The sequence below is a fragment of the Vibrio mexicanus genome (assembly GCF_001012815.1).
GTDB lineage: Bacteria > Pseudomonadota > Gammaproteobacteria > Enterobacterales > Vibrionaceae > Vibrio > Vibrio mexicanus.
Genome location: NZ_JYJP01000014.1, coordinates 73,706 through 90,590 on the forward strand (window position 1 = coordinate 73,706; position 16,885 = coordinate 90,590).

The following is a 16,885-nucleotide window of genomic DNA, read 5'->3' on the forward strand; positions in this document are numbered from 1 at the left end:
GGAGTTAGTGCATTACGCGACTATGTGGCTTCTCTTCGTTCCATTTATTTTCATTCCATTGATGCGATTCCATGAAATGCACGTGTGCCTCGATCAGTTGATTCGATTCTGATTGCCACTGTTTGCCATCTTGCTGATTGCAAAACTCGAGAGATAAAACCGTTAAGTGCTGCAAGCGCTTCATGCACCAGTCTTTCAAGTCCAACTCGGACATTGGATCGGATACAACGCTTTGCAAGCGCGCTTGCGCCAGTTGTAGAAACTGAAACGCTTTCTGCTGAGCGCAAAACTGATTGGCTTTATAGAGTCGTAAACACCCATCTAACCAACAAGCGATGGCTTTGCTTTGTGTATCAGTAATGGTTGGCCCCCAGATTGAATCTGGCGGCGTTAGGATCAATGGTTCAAGCTTTTCTACTTGATCATGCTTTCGTTCTTCATACCACTGACTGATCGCGTCTACCCAACGGTTTAGTTCACTCATGCTGCGTCTGTCCACCTTTTCACGAAGTGATTAGAACCCACTTGATCAAACTCGGTTTGTACCGCCATGCTTCGGTTTCGAATTTCATCGGCTTCTACAGAATAGTTTGGCTGAGTTTTGACCAGTTCGCCAAATGGAAGATCAGGATCCGGCACCGCAGAGATCAACAACTTAGTATAGGGGTGTTGCGGATTGGCTAAGATCGAGTGGGTATCACCCCATTCAACGATCTGGCCTTTGTACATTACTGCTGTCTCTTCGGCGATGTAGTGCGCCGTGGCAAGATCATGGGTAATGTACAAAAATCCGATGCCATACTCGTTTTTCATCTTCTGCATGAGGTTCAGTACGCCTAAGCGAATTGAAACGTCGAGCATTGATGTTGGCTCATCAGCTAAGATCACTTCCGCACCGACAGCGAGGGCGCGAGCAAGGTTGACGCGCTGACGTTGACCACCACTCAACTGGTGTGGGAACTTCGCTAATGTGTCGCTAGGAAGCTCAACAAGCGCTAACAGCTCTTCAAGCCTCGCTGGGATCTCAGACTTGTGTTTTACCTGCTTGTGAATCAGTAGAGGACGCGTCAGATGGTGTTCAATGGTATGAGTTGGGTTTAGCGAGCCAAACGGGTCTTGAAACACCATCTGAACTTGGCTTCGATACTCTTGGAGTTCTTTACGCTTCTTGATGTCATCGATGTTTTTACCCTTGAACAGGATTTCTCCTTCGGTACACGGGTACACTTTGGTCATCAAGCGAGCACAAGTACTTTTACCGCAGCCTGATTCGCCCACCAGCGCCAGCGTTTTACCTGCGTAGATATCAAAGCTAATGCCTTGTAGCGCGCGGAATCGCTCTTCTTTGGCAAAGCCACCACCAACAGTGAACTCTTTAACAACGTTGTTTAAGCGGATGATTGGTTCGCTCATGCCAGAGCTCCTTCTACGGTACGTTTCGCTTCATGGATATTCGGGAACGAAGCCCAAAGCTTTTGAGTATATGGATGCTGCGGGTTTTGTCGGATCTGCCTTGCGTGGTTCACTTCGACAATCTGGCCATCTTTCATAATCGCAATGCGGTCACACAACTGGCTCATTAACGCCAAGTCATGGGTGATGAACAGAATCGAGAACCCGAACTCTTCTCTTAGCTCGTAGATTTGCTGCAGAATTTCGCGTTGAACCACCACGTCGAGTGCGGTTGTCGGCTCATCCATGATGATCATCTTAGGGTTCAAAGATAGGGCAATAGCAATCACTAAGCGTTGGCGCATACCGCCACTGAATTGGTGCGGATACTCACCTAAACGGTCGCGAGGGATATTGACCAAATCAAGCAACTTTTCTGCGCGATCACGGGCTTGTGCGTTGGTATAACCTCTGTGATGACGCAACACGTCAGCAAATTGCTCTTCCACCGAAATCACGGGGTTAAGGGAGTTCATAGCACTTTGGAAAACCATCGCAATCTCGCTCCAGCGAAGCGCGGTGATTTCTTTGTCAGACAACGAAAGTAGGTTTTGGCCTTCAAACCAAATCTCGCCTCCAGAAATGAACGCAGGCGGCTTATGAAGACGGTTAAGTGCAAAAGCAATAGTGCTTTTACCACAGCCTGATTCACCTGCAAGGCCGAAAACTTCTCCCTTGCCAATATCAAAGCTAACGGATTTTACAGCCGTGAAATCACCGTTGTCGGTGATATAATCCACCTTCAAGTCTCGTACTTGAATGATCGGATCAGGGTGCTCCGCATGCTCAAGATAGAACTCATCCATAGAGTTGCTCCAATTAAATACAAAAGATAATTGTTATCATTTACATTTATCGGCATTTTAAAAGTGAAGTAATAGCAAAAGGTGAAGTGTGTCGAAAAATGGACATGGAAAAGACGCTCCGTTCTCGCATTAGAGACGCCAGATGAGTTTGCAATCGGATAAGTCTTTGTCGTCAAGGAACTAAAACGAAACAATTTCGAGCTTTAATTGATGGCTTTTTGTTAGAAGCCAGCTTTGAATATTGTGACTCACTCTTAGTGTCGCTGCCGAACCCAAACAACTTCAAAATAACACTTCAACGCCCTAGTAAAATCAGGATTTTAAACGTCTAGAATACGTTAGATTTTTGGTTCGTTTATTTGTCGTCTAATGAGTCTAAATATCAGTAATTTACAGTGTGAATAGCTCGATTGAACAATTGTGTGATTAACGTCTTAAAGTCAGAAGAGTAAAGGGCTGGAAGGAAATTGAGCACGGTAAAAGTAGGCCCAAATAGTGGGATCTGGATCTCGGTACTTTTGTGCGGGGGAATCCTCTAAATGTACTTCGACTTTTTGCCGTGCGCAAAGAATTATTAACGAATTTGTCAGCCGTGTTTCGGAAGGTTTAGCCCTATCACATTCTGAGGCGAAAAATCTTAACAACAAAAAAGTCATTTGCTACAGATTAGGTGTCCCTACATGGTTTGTGCGGAGGTACTATGTCCATTAATTCTATTGACCATGACGAAATGACAAATATTGCTAATAAGTGGGACTTCACGGAAGAAGTTGAATCACAAAAACCAGTTAAAACCCAGGTTAAGTCCGCAGAAGCTCGTCGCCGTATTGAAGCGTTGAGAGAAATCAGAGAAAGCGGTTTAACAATGGAAGAAGCAAGGGAGTTAGGTTTAATACACTAAATTATTAGCAACACTAGATTGTTAGGGTGGCCAAGGAGCCACCCTTATTATTTTCTGCCTTTTCTTGATCTCACCCGAGACAAAATCACTTAAATTTCAGCCGTGCTATGCTATATTCCGTGCCCATGTATTATTTGTTTGAGTTCCGATATGTCGATCAACTTGTCGCTGTTACCCGCTGATGAAAAGAACAAAATAGAGCTTGATAAGCAGGCTTCGTTCTTAGTTTGGAAGTTACGGGAAGCGAAAGGTGGCCCGGAAGAAATTACCGAGCAACTCAATAAAATTACCGATGAGCAAGAACGCATTTGGTTTGCGCAGTGCATCGAGAAATACAAACGAGTAATGGGCGTCTTTTAGGTCGCTCACTCCTCAGCAAGGCGAGAAATTGAAAACCCGCCGCATTTTGCTAAAATCCTTCGCAATAAATTGAATTAGAGAGAACATCCCGATGGGAAGAAGTTTTGAAGTGCGCAAAGCCTCAATGGCGAAAACAGCAGGCGCAAAAATTAAAGTTTATTCCAAATACGGTAAAGAAATTTACATGTGTGCTAAGAACGGCGGTTCAGACCCAGACATGAACTTGTCACTTAAGCACCTGATCGCTAAAGCGAAGAAAGACCAAGTTCCAGCACACGTTATCGACAAAGCTCTAGATAAAGCGAATGGTGGCGGTGGTGAAGATTACCAACCAGCACGCTATGAAGGTTTCGGCCCTGGTGGCACGAGCGTTATCGTTGACTGTCTAACAGATAACGGCAACCGTACTTTCCAAGACGTTCGCCAGTGTTTTGTTAAAACCGGTGCGAAAATCGGTGTTGAAGGTTCCGTTTCACACATGTTCGCTCACCAAGCGGTATTCCAGTTCAAAGGCGACGATGATGAGATCATCCTAGAAACGCTGATGATGGAAGACGTAGACGTAACAGACGTTGAACTAGAAGACGGTGTTATCACTGTATTCGCGCCAACGACAGAGTTCTTCAAAACAAAGACAGCGCTAACTGCAGCGTTCCCAGACTTAACTCTGGATGTTGAAGAAATCACGTTTGTACCTCAAACGCACACGCCAGTTGCGGGTGAAGATGCAGAGAAGTTCCAGAAGTTCCTAGACATGCTAGACGACTGTGACGACGTTCAGCAGGTTTACCATAACGCTGAGCTGTAATTCTTCTCACTTACCCACTGCGGTAAGAGTGACAAAAAGCCGAGCTACTGCTCGGTTTTTTTTATGCGTTGAAATTGCCTTGATCATTGTTCCGTAAGAGACATTGTCACGAGTCCACCATAGTCGGCGGCTGGATGACAACGAATGTGCATTGCTCTTGATTCAACATGAATGTGTCTGCATCCTTGATCATTGTTCCGTAAATCTACGAATATCTACTATCGCGGGGTGGCGAGGAGTCCGATCTTTTCAACAACAGTCAATAACTTGCAGACACTATTTTTTATGGCAGTTGATTACGATAGAGGCTACTAGCGTTAGAAGTTAAAGATAACGCCGACTTTGCCGTAGGTATCTCTATCATTACTGCCAAATTTCGCTTCGTTACCCGCTTCAAAGTAAGGAGTGAAGTTGTCGGAAATGTTGTTGAAGGTTAAGCGAGCTTCCACGTTGTAAATGGTGTCATTGACTGTAGCGATTCGAGCATCGGCCTGATGTTGCCCAACTAGCTTGGTATTGAAGTAAACGTTCTCAAACTGCTTACCAACCGCCAGATCGAAGCGGGTGATATCGCTTTTGGTGCCGTTCATCTCTTTTGCATCTAAGTCTTTACGTAGGCGGAAAGAGGTATCAAACATGTCCATGACATTCGTACCCACGGTAATACCGAACTTGTTGACATCGGCACCTGTACTGTTTTCACCAGTTCGGGTAACACGAGAGCGGTTGTCGACAAACTCGTATTCACCCTTTAGGAAGAAACTGTCGAAGTCGTGCTTGTAGTTGAAGTTGTACTCTTTGGCTTTTACGTCGTTGCGTTTTGCAGATAGGGTTAATCCTTTATACCCCATGAATAATTTTGCGCCCGTTCCTAGGTCTTCAACTTTATCTGCGGAAAACTTATTGTCGATTTCAAGGCCACCAGTGAAGTCTGATGCGTAGCTAGCAGAAGCCATGAGTGCAGCTGGCAAAGCGACTAATAAGATTTTTTTGTTCATTCAGATCTACCTTTTTGATTGATTTTTTGAGTACTCCCGGAAGTGGAGGCAATATATCAAGGCGATCTTCGGTGGCGAAAATAGGAGCTATCGAGATTGTTAATAGGTAGGAAGTGCAACGAGAGTTAGTGAAAGTCAAAGGATTAGGGTAATTCACACTGTAAATTGAAAACGGTTCAGCGATAAGCACTGAACCGTTACCCGTTTAATTATGTGTTTAGGTGATTAACTCAGATCCTTACCATTACTGGCAATGACTTTCTTATACCAATAGAAAGATTGCTTAGGTGTGCGTGCAAGTGAACCTTTTCCTTTGTCATCTCGGTCAACATAAACAAAGCCATATCGCTTTGACATTTCTCCTGTAGACGCAGCAACCAAGTCAATGCAGCCCCACGGAGTGTAACCCATCAACGGGACACCATCTTCCATTGCTTGATGCATGGCAATAATGTGTTCACGTAAGTAGTCAATCCGGTATTGGTCGTTAATGTGGCCGTTCTCATCTGGTGTATCTTTGGCTCCTAATCCATTCTCGACCAAAAATAGCGGTTTTTGATAGCGGTCGTAGAGCGTATTCATTGTGATACGAAGCCCGAGTGGGTCGATAACCCAGCCCCAGTCGCTAGCTGGCAAATGCGGATTTTTGATGGACTTGACGACATTAGCGGCGCTGGTGTTGCCCTCGTTCATGCCGGCAGATGCACAGCGAGAAGCGTAATAGCTAAATGAGATGAAATCGACCGTGTGCTTGAGAATTTCAAAGTCTTGCGGCTCTGTAACGAGCTCAACGCCTTTATCGGCAAAGACTTTTTGCGCGTAAGACGGGTAGTAACCCCGAGCTTGCACATCAATGAAGAACAAGTTCTCCCGATCCTTCTCCATTGCAGTAAATACATCTTCTGGTTTGCACGAATAAGGGTAGAAGTTGCCTCCAGCCAACATACAGCCGACTTGATTGTTTTCATCCACTTCGTGAGCAATTTGGGTCGCAAGGGCGCTGGCCACCAGTTCATGATGCGCGGCTTGGTATTTCACCTGATCGTGGTTCTCACCTTCTTGAAACAGCAAACCGGCCCCAGAAAAAGGGCTCGCAAGTAGGATGTTGATTTCATTAAAAGTCAGCCAGTTTTTCACCAATCCTTTGTAGTGTTCAAAACAGGTTCGAGCATAGCGGCTAAAAAAGGTAATCATCTTTCGATTACGCCAAGAGCCGTACTCGTTGACTAAGTGCATTGGCACATCGAAGTGGCACAGCGTGACTAAAGGCTCAATGCCGTACTTTTTGCACTCTTCAAATACACTTCGATAGAAATCCAGCCCCTGTTGATTGGGCTCTAACTCATCGCCCTTAGGAAAGATTCGGCTCCAAGCTATCGAGAGGCGAAACACTTTAAAGCCCATTTCTGCCAATAAGGCGATGTCTTCTTTGTAGCGATGGTAGAAGTCGATGGCGTTATGGCTCGGGTAGAACTCATCTGGGTCAAGCTCAACATGAGGCACCTGCCCGAGCTTGATCGGCATTCGATTAGCCCCATACGGAATCATATCAACGGTGGTGAGGCCCTTTCCGCCTGCGAGGTGTGCACCTTCTGACTGGTTGGCCGCAATTGCGCCGCCCCAGAGGAAGTCATTAGGAAATTCAGTATCGGACATGGTGAACCTCATGTGGATGGTTGAGTAAACGGAAAGAGAGTCGAGTGTAAGGAACCTTATAAAACATCACTTCACCTTTGCAGGCTTTGGTGATTGAGAAGCGGCATCGCCATTGGATAGAGATGCAGGTCTAGGCTGGTCGTTTTCATTGGCATTCTCTGAAATGTCTTCGAACCCCATTACTAGGGTGATGACGAACGACAGTGGAATAGTGAGTGCAATTAGCCCAAGAACCCAAACTACGGTCATTGTGTGTTCAACATTAAAAAATTGCACACTGGTGAGTAGGCTTGGAGCGGCTAATGAGTAGCTGACAACTCCCAGCATTCCGGCCAGCCCACCGATGATAAAACCCGTGATCATGGTTGCGAACAATGGACGTTTCAATCGCACCAAAACGCCATATAAAGCAGGCTCGGTGACGCCAGCAAAAATGGCGGAGGCCGCAGCCGCTTTAGCACTTTGCTTAAGAGAGAGATTCTTGGTTTTGTAAGCGACGGCTAAACAGGCGCCTCCCATCCCAATATTGGCGCCAATTTGTGCTGGGAGAAATAGAGCTCGTAGCCGTTTTTGCCAATCGTTTCAATGATTGTAGGGGTGAATATTCGGTGCATCCCAGTCAGTATGATGAGTGGCCACACAGCGCCCACAATGGCTAAAGAGAACCAGCCCAACTGCTCATAAATCGCGGTAAATAATCCAATAAGTGACTCACTGACTCCATGCCCGAGCGGCCCGATGACAAGTAACGCGATCGGCGTTGCAAGCAACATAATGATCATGGGTTTTAAAAAGCTTTTGGTGACGCTTGGGGTGATTCTGTCGGCCCACTTTTCGATGTGAGAGAGTACCCAAGTCATCATCAGGGCTGGAAAAATAGAGTAGGCATAGCTGGTGGAAGAAAGAGGAATTCCGATCAAGGAGACAAGCTCACCATTGGCGGCTTGGTCGATCAGCGAAATGAAAGATGGGTGAACCATGACACCCGCCAGCGCAATAGCTAACGACATATTGGTTTTGAGTTTTATCGATGCAGATGCTGCCACCATAATTGGCAAGAAGAAGAAAACCGCGTCGCCCAAGATAGTCAAGACTGCCAGAGTTGGATCGTCGGCCGACAGTATGCCCGTGGCTTGAAGCAGCATGGCAAGAATCTTGATCATAGAGCCGCCAATGATGGCCGGTATCAGTGGCGACATGGTAGCAATAAGCAGATCGAGACTTGCAGAACAGACGTTCTTGAGAACAGATAGGGGCTCTGATGACTTCGGCTTTGATTGCTCAGCAGATTGCTGAAGTGACTGAGGGTCAGGCGAGGTTTGATCTTCAGAAGAGTTAGAGTTGTTTATCAAGTTTTGCATTGCTCGATACACTTGGGAAACGTCATTACCGACAATGACTTGAACCTTGTCCCCCTTCACCACCACGCCAATGACACCATTCACACGCTTTAGCTCTCGCTCATTTATCGCCTGCTGATCGTGCAACGTGATGCGAAGCCGAGTCATGCAGTGAGTTAAGTCGGCAATGTTGTTTTTGCCGCCTAAATGTTTAAGCACCGAGCTAGCAAGAGTGTGGTGGTCTGTGGCCATGCTGTTCTCCTGAGAAAATGAACCTCGGCAAACGATCCTGAAAGCATGCCTTAGTTATCATAATGTTACCGATAACAGTGATGAGATAAACCCTCGTCATCATTGCTATTTCCAAAGTGGGATCGCGCGCAAATTAACCATATCAATCATGAATCTCAACAGGATCCAATTTCATCAGTGGGTAAATCATGGTGCGCGTTCTGGCTGGAGGATCAGTTGGTGTCATGCTGAGCTGAGAGAAAGCCTGTGTTGTTTTTATCGGCTATCAGAATGCGTTTGACGCCTTCTTGACGGAGGGAAACGTCAGATTATGCAGTCAACCTGAACGCTTTTGAGTGATCATTCCACCGTTAGCCAGTCATTGATTCACTCGCTTAATTATTCGACCTTCCCAGACATGCTAAGACGATTTAGTCATAACTCACTGAAAAAATTATCTTTAATCGAATAAAACTCTCTTTATGTAAGCGTTATTAGTTGCATATCGCCAAATAAAATCCACATTTTATTTATGATGAAGATCTAGTTTTCTATTTTTAAAACAACGTTTCTATTTATTTTATAAAAAAATCAAATAATATTAAAAGCGCAAATCAAATGGTGATATAAAATCAATAAATGGAATATATGGATATGAAACATAGAAACAAAAGGTCTTTGCTGGCGGCATCTGTTCTTACTGCCCTTGTAGCGGGTCAAGCAGTGGCTGATGACCTCGATCCAAACGATGTACTTAACCAAAGTGCGGCGGCGGTCGATCTGGCAACAGAAGCTAAGCAAGCGTTTTATGAAAGTTCTTCAGTGAATCTTCACTCTTTCCTATACCTTCGTGACCGCGAGCAGAAAGACGATGAAGGTAACTGGACACCAAATATCGAGAACCAAACTCTTCAATTGGCGATGGACTACAAGTCTGGCTATTTTAGAGATGTAGTTGGCTTAGATATCTGGGCTAACACTAACCTGCAGATTGGTTCTACAACGGGTATGTCGGAGATCCTTTATTACGACCACTCTTGTGAAGGTAACCCATCTTACGATGGTAAAGCGTGTGAAAAATCGTACGCAGCAGTGCCAATCATGGCGCTGAAAGCTAAGTTTGGTGATGACGACGCAGGCCTTGCGGTTCGCGGCGGTCGTACTCGAATCAACATCGGTACCATCCGTTCTAGCTGGGGTCTAAACCCGCATGCATACCAAGGTATTGAAGCGAAAGCGCATGTAGGTAACTTCATCTTTGGTTACGCGATTGCAGACAAGTTCAAAAACGACTGGCGCAAAGAATTCTTACCAATGACCACTAAGTGGCACCAAAACCAAAAGCCAGGTGTTGATACGACCAATACAGAGATTGATTACATTCACACTGTAGGCGCAATCTACAAGTTTGGCGACGGTCAAATTGATTTGGGTTACGGTGAAGGCAAAGACTACCGTACAAACTGGCAAGCACTGGGTAAGTACGGCTTTGACTTAGATGGTGCGAAGCTAGACCTTACTGCTTTCTACCACGGTTCACGTGCAGAAGAGTCTGAGCTGACAAACGCAACGGATGCGAAAAACGAAAGTTACCTGGCATTGGGTGCTCGTCTTAAGCATGGTGGCTTCACTTGGATTGCAGGCCTTAGTTCGACAGATACACAAGGCCAAGCGGTGGGTTACAACTTCCGTCTAACGCCTTGGGCTAACTCAGACAACCGTCACTTCCAACAAACAGCGACTCAGCTAGAAGACTACAACATCGATGGTACGCGTGCAGCGAAACTAGCGGTGAACTACAACTTCGAAAGTTGGGGTCTACCTGAGCTAACGGCTGGTGTAGGTGGCGCTATTGGCGAGAACGTACGTTCTAGCGCAATTGATGAAGTTTACGATGGTTCAATGCACTCTTTTGATTGGAATGTAGGCTACAAGTTCCTAGATGGCTCTCTTGAAGGTCTGAATGCTCGCGTATTCCGCGGTACTTTCCGTGGCGAAGATATCGTTCACAAGAAAGATCGTAACGACACTAAGATCCTGATTTCTTACAGCCTTAAGTTGAAGTAATCGAAAGTACGGATTGCATAAAAAACGTTGCCCGGCGGGAGACTGCTGGGCATTTTTGTCGTCACTTTTTCACTACGTTGGTTGAAGTAATCACCAAGCAGTTGTCGCCAAGCTCTTATGATTTTTATCCTCACTATATAAAAAGACGATCTCTATCAATAAATATGAAACGCCTTTTTATTTTTAATTGTTAATTTGAGTTTGTATTGATACTTTAGCGAAAAGTGATTGAAGCATAAACAAGCTGCTAACCACATGCCTCTATACATAACGACTATGTATATGTGTGTATTTTAAGGGAACAAAGAATGGCACTGAATTCATTCAGTCTTGAAGGGAAGGTTGCACTGGTAACGGGTTGTGACGTTGGTCTTGGGCAGGGTATGGCTCTGGGATTGGCGCAAGCTGGCTGCGACATTGTTGGAGTCAATATTGTCGAACCAACGGAGACAGCGCAGCGTATTCGTGAAACGGGAAGACGTTTCTTAGACATTCGTGCTGATTTACAGTCGACGCAAGCCATTCCATCAATTATTGAACAAGCGCTTGAAGCGTTTGGAAAGATAGACGTACTGGTTAATAACGCAGGCATTATTCGCCGCGACGATGCGATTAACTTCAGCGAGAAAGATTGGGATGACGTTATGAACATCAACATTAAGTCGCTGTTCTTTTTGTCTCAATCCGTAGCCAAACAGTTTATTGCCCAGAAAACCAAAGGGAAGATCATTAATGTCGCTTCAATGCTCTCTTTCCAAGGGGGATTCGCGTACCTTCTTATACAGCATCGAAAAGTGCAGTGATGGGCGTGACGCGTTTAATGGCCAATGAGTGGGCTTCCAAGGGCATTAATGTTAATGCTATTGCTCCGGGATATATGGCCACCAACAATACTCAGGCGCTGCGCGCCGATGCTCAAAGAAACCAAGACATTCTTGATCGCATACCTGCAGGTCGCTGGGGTGAGCCGCAGGATCTCGCGGGGCCTTGCGTGTTTTTGGCCTCTTGCGCTTCAGACTATGTCAACGGGTACACCATTGCCGTTGACGGCGGTTGGTTAGCTAGATAGTAGGTTAGCGAGATAGTCAGCAAGACAAATGGGGTTTCACCATGATGACTGAGTCTGTTTTAGCCCAAGCTGTTGGTTTGGTGAGTTTCGCTCTCGGTATCGCGGTTTTTTATCAAAAAGATGATGCGCGGCTAAAAGCCTTATGTTGGTTTTTAACCTCAATCATTTGCTCCACTACGTGTTATTGGGGGCGGTTCCAGCAGCTTTGGGCGCTTTACTGTCAACGCTTAGAACAGGAACGGCGATCGTTACCAACACCAGGTGGGTGGCCGTGTTCTTCATCGCCCTCACTCTGGTAGCGGGTTGGTTTGTGGTCGATGCCTGGGTGGATATGCTCCCTCTTATCGGAACCATTATTGGCACTTATTCCATTTTCTGTTTATCCGGCATCAAGATGAGAGTGGGCTTTTTACTCGGTGCAATATGTTGGCTAGCAAACAACCTGATCGTCGGTTCAATTGGCGGAACCTTACTCGAAGCCACAATCATAGCAACCAATAGCGCCACGATTTATCGATTAAATCGGTGTTCAGATTCGGTTGCCGCGCACTCTTAATCGGCGTGGCGAAAATGACAAGGAAAGGGTAGTGCAGCGTCGCGGTATGTCTGCATTGCTCTGCAAAATTTAACTCTCTACACGAAATACGTGGTCGTGTAGAAATCAAAATTGCGGCAGTACCGCAGGAGAAAACATGAAAATTGCATTAATGATGGAAAACAGCCAAGCGGGTAAAAACGCGATGGTGGCAAATGAACTTAACACAGTCGCAGGTGTCTTGGGTCATGATGTGTTTAACGTAGGGATGACGGACGAGAATGACCATCATCTTACGTACATTCATCTTGGAATCATGGCAAGTATTCTACTGAACTCGAAAGCGGTCGATTTCGTTGTAACGGGCTGTGGCACCGGTCAGGGTGCATTGATGTCGTCTAACCTACACCCGGGCGTAGTATGTGGTTACTGTTTAGAGCCTTCGGACGCTTTCCTATTTAATCAAATCAATAACGGCAACGCGATTGCATTGGCGTTTGCCAAAGGCTTTGGTTGGGCAGGTGAGCTTAACGTTCGTTACATCTTCGAAAAAGCCTTTACCGGTGCACGTGGCGAAGGTTACCCAATTGAGCGCGCTGAGCCTCAGCAAAAGAACGCCTCTATCCTAAATGATGTGAAATCTGCGGTTGCGAAAGATGTGATTGCTTCGCTAAAAGCGATTGATCAAGAGTTAGTAAAAACGGCCGTGGGCAGCAAGCAGTTCCAAGCATGCTTCTTCGAGCATTGCCAAGATAACGACATGGCCGACTACGTGCGTTCTTTAATTGCTTAATGATGAGCAGATTGAGTACACAGTTGCATGACTGAACGATTAAATCGCGAGTAAGCAGACAAACGTGATGAAAACCATTCAACGAGTCGCCATCATCGGCGAATGTATGGTTGAGCTGTCGAAGCCACCTCAGCCTGAAGGCGAGACTGCGACCCCAAATTGCAGCCTGTCTCAAGGCTTTGGTGGCGATACGCTCAACACCGCGATCTACTTGTCGCGTATGACCCAAAGTGCTGGATTGGAAACCTGCTATATCACCGGTTTAGGTGTCGATCCTTTCAGCCGCCAAATGCTTGAAGCTTGGCGTGAAGAGGGGATTGATACACAAGGGGTATATCAATTGGCAGACCGCGTTCCGGGGATGTATGCCATTGAAACTGACGAGTCAGGTGAGAGGCAGTTTTATTACTGGAGAAACGAATCAGCGGCGCGCTTCTGGCTAGAGGCGATCGACACTGAAACGGTAATGAACACCTTGTCTTCTTGCCAGCTGATTTACTTGAGCGGTATTAGTTTGGCGATTTTGCCTGAGGATTCTCGCGCTCGCCTGATGACCTTCCTTGCGGAGTGTCGAGATCAAGGCGCAGTCATCGCCTTTGACAATAACTATCGCCCACGGCTGTGGGAGGCTCCTGAAGTGGCGCAGCATTGGTATCAGAACATGTTAGCGCTCACCGACATTGCTTTTCTGACATTTGAAGACGAGCAGTTGCTTTGGGAAGACGAAACTGAACAGCAAGCGATTCAGCGTACGCTGGAATCTGGTGTGGGTGAAATTGTTATTAAGCGCGGCGCACAAGCGTGTTGGATTGTTTATGACGGCCAGCAGATCGAAGTCGCAGCACAAAAGGTTGCCAACGTGGTCGATACGACCGCGGCGGGAGACTCATTCAGTGCTGGCTATCTAGCTAAGCGTGTACTGGGGGAAAGTCCAACCGAAGCGGGGCATAGTGGTCATCAGTTGGCGGCAACGGTGATTCAACATCGTGGCGCGATCATTCCAAAAACAGCTATGCCTTGAGAAAGGAGATTGAATGAAAAGTTTAGACCAACAGTTGGCAGAGATTAAGGTTGTCCCTGTCATTGCGATTAAAGATGCAGATAAAGCGGCCAAGCTTGCGCAGATTCTGATAGAAAACGGTTTACCTTGTGCAGAGGTGACATTTCGCACCAAGCAGGCGGCGCAAGCGATTAAACAGATGAGGCAAGCTTACCCTGACATGTTGATTGGTGCCGGTACGGTTCTAACAACAGAGCAAGTTGATCAAGCGATAGACGCAGGGGTGGACTTCATTGTGAGCCCTGGCTTCAACCCGACCACAGTACGCTATTGTCAGCAACGTAACGTGGCGATTGTACCCGGTGTGAACAATCCAAGTTTGGTTGAGCAAGCGATGGAGATGGGGTTAAGAACGCTGAAATTCTTCCCAGCAGATCCATCGGGTGGCGTTGCCATGCTTAAGGCTTTGACCGCAGTATACCCTGTGAAATTCATGCCGACTGGGGGCGTTAGCCCTGACAACGTAAAAGACTATTTAGATATTCCAGCGGTTGTTGCATGCGGTGGCACTTGGATGGTGCCAAATAATCTAATTGATGAAGATCGTTGGGATGAGCTCGCTGCGTTAGTGAAAACGGCGGCTAGCAGCATTTAAAAATAGTTTCCTACCTTGTTGTAAATCCCCATTTGGGAGCGCTGCCAATATGGCAGCGCTTTTTTTTGCCTGTTGGAGCATCTGAACTCTCTATGTCTGAGGGCGCTCTTAACCGTCAACATGAAAATTGGGCAAAAAAAAGGGTCTAGCGCGATGGCAAGACCCGAGTAGGGAGAGATTCACATCTCGTTGAGTTAAATACTCTTAGCAACAGCTATTTCTTATTATTCAGTGTCTTACTCTGCACATAGATAACTGCAGAATGCAGTGGCCAAATCTAATGCGTTGTAAGGTTTTTCCATGGTTGGATGAAATGAGATGAGTCAAGGTGCCAATCGTTTGGACCGTCATATTGACTTATCTGTCATCAATTCTGTCTCTTGTTTCCGCTTATTTCAACAAAGAATCTATTTTTGAAATGGTGTTTTATAATCTCTGTCACACAAATTGAAATATTTAACCTGTAAACATGAAATGGCGTTTTAAAAATTAAATAAATTTAATATAGTACGGCTATCAATATGGTTGGCTTTGTTTGTTGGTGGCTAATCATTACGTATTTTGATTGTTTTGGAGTCGTCACATGTCAATGAAAGGGAAAGCCAGTCTTCGATCTTATTTGCCCTTTCTTGCGTGGCTGCCTCAAAGCAATCGTGAATCCATCACTGCGGATTTTTGGGCGGGCCTAACAGGGGCGATTATTGTTCTTCCCCAAGGCATTGCGTACGCGATGATCGCGGGTTTACCGCCACAATATGGTCTCTACACTGCAATCATTCCGGCCATCGTGGCCGCACTGTTTGGCTCATCCCACCATTTAATCTCCGGCCCAACCGCCGCGTTGTCGGTCATTGTATTTACCACTATCAGCCAGTTTGCTCTGCCGGGATCGCCTCTGTACATCCAGCTTTGTCTAACGCTGACGTTTTGCGCCGGCCTTGTGCAATTGCTGTTTGGCTTACTCAGGTTTGGCGCTCTCGTTAACTTTGTTTCGCATTCTGTTGTGCTGGGTTTCACGGCTGGAGCGGCGCTCGTGATTGCGATTAGTCAACTCAAGCATGTTCTTGGGCTGCAATATGAATCTGCAGATACAGCTTGGGAGAGCCTAAAGCAGCTGCTTGTTTACATTGAAGGTTGGCAACCTCACGAGCTTATTATTGGTGCGATTACGGTCACTACCTGTGTGGTTGTAAAAATGGCTTCGCCTAAAGCGCCGAATATGCTGATTGCGATGCTGTTTGCCATGTTGTGCGCCTATTTGGGTGGAGTGTTCTGGCAACAAGAGGTCGCTTTGGTCGGCGAGGTTGGTTCTGTCGCCTTATCTCTTTCGTCTCCTAACTTGGGTTTACATCATATTGAAGCCATGCTGCCCGGTATTATTGCTGTGGCGATGCTGGGATTGGTTGAGGCGATCTCAATTAGCCGCTCTGTTGCGCTTAAATCGAGACAACGACTCGACAGTAATCAAGAGTTTATTGGCCAGGGCCTGTCCAATGTCGCAGGTGCCTTTTTTAACTGTTACATGTCTTCTGGGTCGTTCACGCGCAGCGGCGTCAATTACACCAGTGGCGCTCGAAGCCCACTAGCGGCGGTATTCGCAGCCGTATTACTGTTTCTGATCATGACATTCTGGGGCGAGTATGCCGCTTACATTCCGGTAGCAGGGATGGCGGGCCTACTGCTAATCGTGGCATGGAACCTCATCGATTTTCATCATATTGCTGAGCTGTTTAGGCAAGACAGTAAAGAAGCGTTGGTTCTATCGGCGACATTTATCTCTGCCTTGATGTTGCACTTAGAGCTCTCGATTTACGTCGGTATTTTACTGTCCCTTTTCTTTTATCTACGCAAAACCTCGAAGCCTGGCGTTGAACATATTGAGCATTCAATGCTGGAAGAGTCAGGCGAGATCGAGACACAAGTGGTGCGTGTGAACGGCTCTATTTTCTATGGCTGCGTTCAACACCTTCATCAAGAGCTAGAAAGCTTGGATGCCAAGCGCCTGATTATTCTGGGGCGTGGCATCAACTTCATCGATCATCTTGGCGTGCAAATGCTCGATGACTTTATTGCCAGCAGCAATAAAGAGATCCATTTTTGCCGATTTAAACATGGTCCTAAATCGGCGCTTCTTAAATCAAGCCATCACATTCGACCTGAGCACTTCTCAGATCGTTTGACTCCTCTGCTTGATTCCATAGTTAAAAGGTAAGT

General features: G+C 46.2%; 15 protein-coding genes and 2 pseudogenes. 10 read left to right on the forward strand and 7 right to left on the reverse strand.

What is annotated here, in order from left to right; all coding sequences use genetic code 11:
• Nucleotides 1–4: 4 nt before the first annotated feature.
• The 3 genes from UA76_RS01845 to UA76_RS01855 are packed head-to-tail and all read right to left on the reverse strand — an operon-like array spanning nt 5 to nt 2,258.
• Complete coding sequence (locus UA76_RS01845) at nt 5–484, reverse strand: hypothetical protein (protein ID WP_047042471.1); 480 nt, start codon at nt 482–484, stop codon at nt 5–7.
• Nucleotides 481–1,413, reverse strand: coding sequence for an ABC transporter ATP-binding protein (locus tag UA76_RS01850; RefSeq protein ID WP_047042474.1), 933 nt, complete (start codon nt 1,411–1,413; stop codon nt 481–483). The genes UA76_RS01845 and UA76_RS01850 overlap by 4 nt, the downstream gene beginning before the upstream one ends.
• Complete coding sequence (locus tag UA76_RS01855) at nt 1,410–2,258, reverse strand: ABC transporter ATP-binding protein (protein WP_047042475.1); 849 nt, start codon at nt 2,256–2,258, stop codon at nt 1,410–1,412. Before UA76_RS01855 ends, UA76_RS01850 begins: the two co-directional genes overlap by 4 nt.
• A gap of 700 nt (nt 2,259–2,958) precedes the next feature.
• Between UA76_RS01855 and UA76_RS01860 the strand changes: the two genes are divergently transcribed.
• From UA76_RS01860 to UA76_RS01870, 3 genes are all read left to right on the forward strand, one after another.
• Nucleotides 2,959–3,159 carry a PA3496 family putative envelope integrity protein gene (locus UA76_RS01860; protein ID WP_047042477.1) on the forward strand — a complete coding sequence of 67 codons (201 nt, stop codon included), beginning with the start codon at nt 2,959–2,961 and terminating at the stop codon, nt 3,157–3,159.
• Between the two features lie 150 nt (nt 3,160–3,309).
• Nucleotides 3,310–3,519 (forward strand): DUF3283 family protein, encoded by a 210-nt coding sequence (locus tag UA76_RS01865; RefSeq protein WP_047042480.1) that lies wholly within the window; start codon nt 3,310–3,312, stop codon nt 3,517–3,519.
• Nucleotides 3,520–3,610: 91 nt separating this feature from the next.
• Nucleotides 3,611–4,327: a YebC/PmpR family DNA-binding transcriptional regulator gene (locus UA76_RS01870; RefSeq protein WP_047042481.1), complete on the forward strand. Its 717-nt coding sequence runs from the start codon at nt 3,611–3,613 to the stop codon at nt 4,325–4,327.
• A gap of 317 nt (nt 4,328–4,644) precedes the next feature.
• Here the strand turns inward: UA76_RS01870 and UA76_RS01875 are convergent, their stop codons facing one another.
• The 4 genes from UA76_RS01875 to UA76_RS01885 form a co-directional block, all read right to left on the reverse strand.
• On the reverse strand, nt 4,645–5,325 hold the full coding sequence (locus tag UA76_RS01875) for a hypothetical protein (RefSeq protein WP_047042483.1): 681 nt from the start codon (nt 5,323–5,325) through the stop codon (nt 4,645–4,647).
• A gap of 225 nt (nt 5,326–5,550) precedes the next feature.
• Nucleotides 5,551–6,981: a 6-phospho-beta-glucosidase gene (gene ascB / locus UA76_RS01880; RefSeq protein ID WP_047042485.1), complete on the reverse strand. Its 1,431-nt coding sequence runs from the start codon at nt 6,979–6,981 to the stop codon at nt 5,551–5,553.
• Between the two features lie 66 nt (nt 6,982–7,047).
• Nucleotides 7,048–7,500: a PTS transporter subunit EIIC gene (locus UA76_RS25100; RefSeq protein ID WP_272945992.1), complete on the reverse strand. Its 453-nt coding sequence runs from the start codon at nt 7,498–7,500 to the stop codon at nt 7,048–7,050.
• A complete protein-coding gene (locus tag UA76_RS01885) occupies nt 7,482–8,573 on the reverse strand; it encodes a PTS transporter subunit EIIC (protein ID WP_272945993.1) in 1,092 nt (363 codons plus the stop codon). Before UA76_RS01885 ends, UA76_RS25100 begins: the two co-directional genes overlap by 19 nt.
• A 627-nt stretch (nt 8,574–9,200) precedes the next feature.
• Between UA76_RS01885 and UA76_RS01890 the strand changes: the two genes are divergently transcribed.
• The 7 genes and pseudogenes from UA76_RS01890 (at nt 9,201) to UA76_RS01920 (ending at nt 16,883) form a co-directional block, all read left to right on the forward strand.
• The gene (locus tag UA76_RS01890; protein WP_238322132.1) at nt 9,201–10,619 is read left to right on the forward strand and encodes an OprD family outer membrane porin; all 1,419 of its coding nucleotides are present in this window, start codon (nt 9,201–9,203) and stop codon (nt 10,617–10,619) included.
• 308 nt (nt 10,620–10,927) lie between these two features.
• Nucleotides 10,928–11,688: pseudogene (gene kduD, locus UA76_RS01895) on the forward strand (2-dehydro-3-deoxy-D-gluconate 5-dehydrogenase KduD).
• 44 nt (nt 11,689–11,732) lie between these two features.
• Nucleotides 11,733–12,244: pseudogene (locus UA76_RS01900) on the forward strand (YgjV family protein).
• A 136-nt stretch (nt 12,245–12,380) separates the two neighbouring features.
• Entirely contained in the window at nt 12,381–13,016 is a 636-nt protein-coding gene (locus UA76_RS01905; protein ID WP_047042487.1) for an RpiB/LacA/LacB family sugar-phosphate isomerase, read from the forward strand.
• 67 nt (nt 13,017–13,083) lie between these two features.
• Nucleotides 13,084–14,037: a 2-dehydro-3-deoxygluconokinase gene (gene kdgK / locus UA76_RS01910; protein WP_047042488.1), complete on the forward strand. Its 954-nt coding sequence runs from the start codon at nt 13,084–13,086 to the stop codon at nt 14,035–14,037.
• Nucleotides 14,038–14,050: 13 nt separating this feature from the next.
• Nucleotides 14,051–14,671, forward strand: coding sequence for a bifunctional 4-hydroxy-2-oxoglutarate aldolase/2-dehydro-3-deoxy-phosphogluconate aldolase (locus UA76_RS01915; RefSeq protein ID WP_047042489.1), 621 nt, complete (start codon nt 14,051–14,053; stop codon nt 14,669–14,671).
• Between the two features lie 583 nt (nt 14,672–15,254).
• Nucleotides 15,255–16,883, forward strand: coding sequence for a SulP family inorganic anion transporter (locus UA76_RS01920; RefSeq protein ID WP_052771903.1), 1,629 nt, complete (start codon nt 15,255–15,257; stop codon nt 16,881–16,883).
• Nucleotides 16,884–16,885 lie beyond the last annotated feature (2 nt).